The sequence below is a fragment of the Beijerinckia sp. L45 genome (assembly GCF_009765775.1).
Lineage (GTDB): Bacteria > Pseudomonadota > Alphaproteobacteria > Rhizobiales > Beijerinckiaceae > RH-AL1.
Genome location: NZ_LMUU01000066.1, coordinates 1 through 2,937 on the forward strand (window position 1 = coordinate 1; position 2,937 = coordinate 2,937).

At 63.7% G+C, this 2,937-nt stretch carries 3 protein-coding genes and 1 pseudogene; 2 read left to right on the plus strand and 2 right to left on the minus strand.

Annotated features, from left to right (window positions below):
* Window positions 1-562, minus strand: a pseudogene (locus GSQ79_RS06840) (radical SAM protein); the annotation flags it as partial.
* Between the two features lie 244 nt (window positions 563-806).
* Between GSQ79_RS06840 and GSQ79_RS06845 the strand changes: the two are divergent.
* Together GSQ79_RS06845 and GSQ79_RS06850 are read left to right on the plus strand one after the other, a co-directional pair.
* Window positions 807-1,331 carry a hypothetical protein gene (locus tag GSQ79_RS06845; protein WP_158807981.1) on the plus strand — a complete coding sequence of 175 codons (525 nt, stop codon included), beginning with the start codon at window positions 807-809 and terminating at the stop codon, window positions 1,329-1,331.
* Window positions 1,332-1,462: 131 nt separating this feature from the next.
* On the plus strand, window positions 1,463-1,717 hold the full coding sequence (locus GSQ79_RS06850; protein ID WP_158807982.1) for a hypothetical protein: 255 nt from the start codon (window positions 1,463-1,465) through the stop codon (window positions 1,715-1,717).
* Between the two features lie 129 nt (window positions 1,718-1,846).
* Here the strand turns inward: GSQ79_RS06850 and GSQ79_RS06855 are convergent, their stop codons facing one another.
* Window positions 1,847-2,773 (minus strand): neutral zinc metallopeptidase, encoded by a 927-nt coding sequence (locus GSQ79_RS06855; RefSeq protein WP_158807983.1) that lies wholly within the window; start codon window positions 2,771-2,773, stop codon window positions 1,847-1,849.
* Window positions 2,774-2,937: the final 164 nt, after the last annotated feature.

The window sequence follows — 2,937 nt, forward strand, 5'->3', positions numbered from 1 at the left end:
TTTCCGCCATCGGGGCGAGAAGATCGAGATCGCGCAGCACCAGCGCCGACTTCGTGACGATGCCGACGGGATGGTTGGTGCGCGCCAGCACTTCCAGAATCTGACGCGTCACCCGCTCGGTCCGCTCGATCGGTTGATAGGGGTCCGTGTTGGTTCCGATCGCAATGGTTTTGGCGGCATAGCGCGGCGCTGCGAGCTCGCGCTCGAGCAGCGCGGCGGCGCCGGTCTTGACGAACAGCTTGGTCTCGAAATCGAGGCCCGGCGATAGCCCCATGTTGGCGTGCGAGGGACGGGCGAAACAGTAGGAGCAGCCGTGCTCGCAGCCGCGATAGGGGTTGATCGAACGGTCGAAGGAAATATCCGGCGAGTCGTTGCGCGTGATGATGGTTTTGGCCCGCTCGCGGGTGATCTGCGTCTTGAGCGTCGGCACCATTTCGAGGATGCCCCAGCCGTCGTCCTCGGCGACGCGGCGTTCCGATTCATGGCGTCCGCTGACATTCGTGAGGGCCCCGCGGCCCTTCAGCTGCTGGCGCTGCAGATCGCGCCGGGCCTCGCCGAGGATCGGCTGCGAAGCGCTTGAAAGCACGTCGCTTTCGTGTGGAACGTATGACGCTTTCCTGACCGTCGATCGCGATGCCACCGGAACCTCCTACAAACATGAAGGAACAATTAAGGAACAAAACATGAATTGTCCAGCGCGACCTGTGGAAAACTTTTCGTTACCCTTGTTTTCTGCTTAGTGACGCAAAAGGCAGGGGGATCGCGCGATTCTCTGCTGCGCGTTGCACCAGCTCCCAGTGATTCCCATGATTTCGGCTATCGTCTTCGTGTCCGACGCCAAGCGGCGCGAGGCCTCGCGCGAGCGCGAGCTTCTCGTTCGTTCGCTGGTATGGCTCGTCTCCGCCGTCGTCGCGGGGATCGTGCGCGACGTGACGCTCGCCGGCCCCCTCGAGCTTGGTTTGACCGATATCGCCGATCAGTCCGGCTGCAATATCGTCGAGGGGGAGGTGGAGGCGGAACGCCTGCGCGCGGCGATCCTCGCCAGCAGGGGAACGCGACTGCTGGTTCTCGAATCCGGCTTTCAGCCGATGGACGGCATCATCGGCGAACTCGACAGCGTCGCACGGACAATTCCGCCGGACGCCTCGGTGCGGCTGCTCGCCACCCCGGCGACGACCTGGCAGCGGCTGTTTCCCGATCAGGCGGCGACCGTCGGTCTCTTCGCGCCGGCCGATCGATGCCGCGCCTTACGCGAGGCGGATTTCCGGCAGCTTGTTTCCGGCGTGAAGCCGAAGGCGTTGTTCGTCACGCGGGCAAGCCCGATCGTTTAGAACCAGCCGATCGTCCCCGTCGGTGTCGGGAGCTGCGGGAATTGAGCGCATTCAAACCGTTAGGCTTTTGCTAACCATCTTCGGCTATTAATTGCGGGTAACCTTAAGGAAGTCTTTCCAGGACGCTCCGCATGTCGATTTCCGCTGCTTCCGTCACATCCGTCGTCAACGCTTTGACCTTGTTCAAAATGGCGAACGGGGAGTATGCCGCTGGCGCCGTGGCGACCGACCCGGCCGCCGCGAGCAAGCTGCAACTGATGAAACTGCGAGACGGCAATTACGGGTCTCTCGCGTTCTTCCCACCGACGGATCTGGCATCGTCGCCGGCATCCCGGTCGGCGACCGGCGTTCAGGCCGCGCTGAACAATCTGACGCTGGGCGGCTGAGGCCGCGTCCCATGCCGCAAGCATCGGTTAGACAAATCGGCCCCTAATCAAGCGGGCCACGCCTCAGTCTCGTCATCTCAGGTTGAGGCGAGCCACGAGGCACCGCCCTCGATCCCGCAGCGAAGGCGCTTAGCGCGCAAACGTATTGCAGCTGTCGATCTTGCCGGACTGCAGGCCCGTATTGAGCCATTGCACCCGCTGCGCCGACGAGCCGTGGGTGAAGGAATCCGGCACCACCTGGCCTTGCGCCGCCTGCTGCAGCCGATCGTCACCGATGGCCTTGGCCGTATTCACCGCCTTCTCGACGTCGCCATCCTGGATCACGTGATATTTTTCGTTGGCGTTGGCGGCCCAGACGCCGGCGAGGCAATCGGCCATCAGCTCGATGCGCACCGACATCGCGTTGGCCTGGGTTTTTGACGCGCGCTGCTCCGCGGCCTGGACCTTGCCCAGAATGCCGAGCTCGTCCTGGATGTGATGGCCGATTTCGTGGGCGATGACGTAGGCATAGGCGAAGTCGCCGCCGCCGCCGAGCTTGCGCTTCATGTCGTTGAAGAAGGACAGGTCGAGATAGACCTTCTTGTCCTCGGGGCAATAAAACGGACCCATCGCCGCCTTGGCGCCGCCGCAGCCCGAGCGGGTCTGCCCGGTGTAGAGCACGAGCTTCGGTTTGGTGTACTGGATGCCCTTCTGGTCCGGCAGCACGCTCGACCAGACGTCTTCCGTCTGCGCGAGGATGGCGGCGACGAACTGGCCCATCTGGTCGCTCGGCGTGCCCGTCGGCCGTTGCGGCTGGCTGCGCGGCGTGTTCTGCTGATATTGCTGCGTGTACTGGCCGGAAGTGCGCGCGTTGTTGACCATTTCCGCGCCGTTGATCAGCACGCGGGGGTCGATGCCGAGCGCCCAGCCGATCAGGCCGAGCACGATGACCGCGCCGATGCCGAGGCCGCCGGCCCCCCCAATGCCACCGCCGCCGCCGCCGCCGGCATCCATCGAGCCGCCGTCGTCGCGCCGGTCCTCGATATTATCCGAGCGGCGGAAGTTTTCCCATTCCATGACGTGGCTCCACGCGTTCGGCGCAATTATCGGTGCGATGGTTTAGCCGAAGTCGGCGGCCGATGTCATTGCCGTCATGGTCTGATCTCGGCTTTCGCCTCCAACATCTTGGCGACGCTCATCAGGTCGAGCCAGGCGCGTTTCTTCTGCAACGGCTGACTCAA

Excerpts from the sequence above, each read along its gene's own strand:
- GSQ79_RS06845 (WP_158807981.1), top strand. The coding sequence starts at position 807 with ATGATTTCGGCTATCGTCTTCGTGTCCGACGCCAAGCGGCGCGAGGCC.
- GSQ79_RS06850 (WP_158807982.1), top strand. The coding sequence starts at position 1,463 with ATGTCGATTTCCGCTGCTTCCGTCACATCCGTCGTCAACGCTTTGACC.
- GSQ79_RS06855 (WP_158807983.1), bottom strand. The coding sequence starts at position 2,773 with ATGGAATGGGAAAACTTCCGCCGCTCGGATAATATCGAGGACCGGCGC.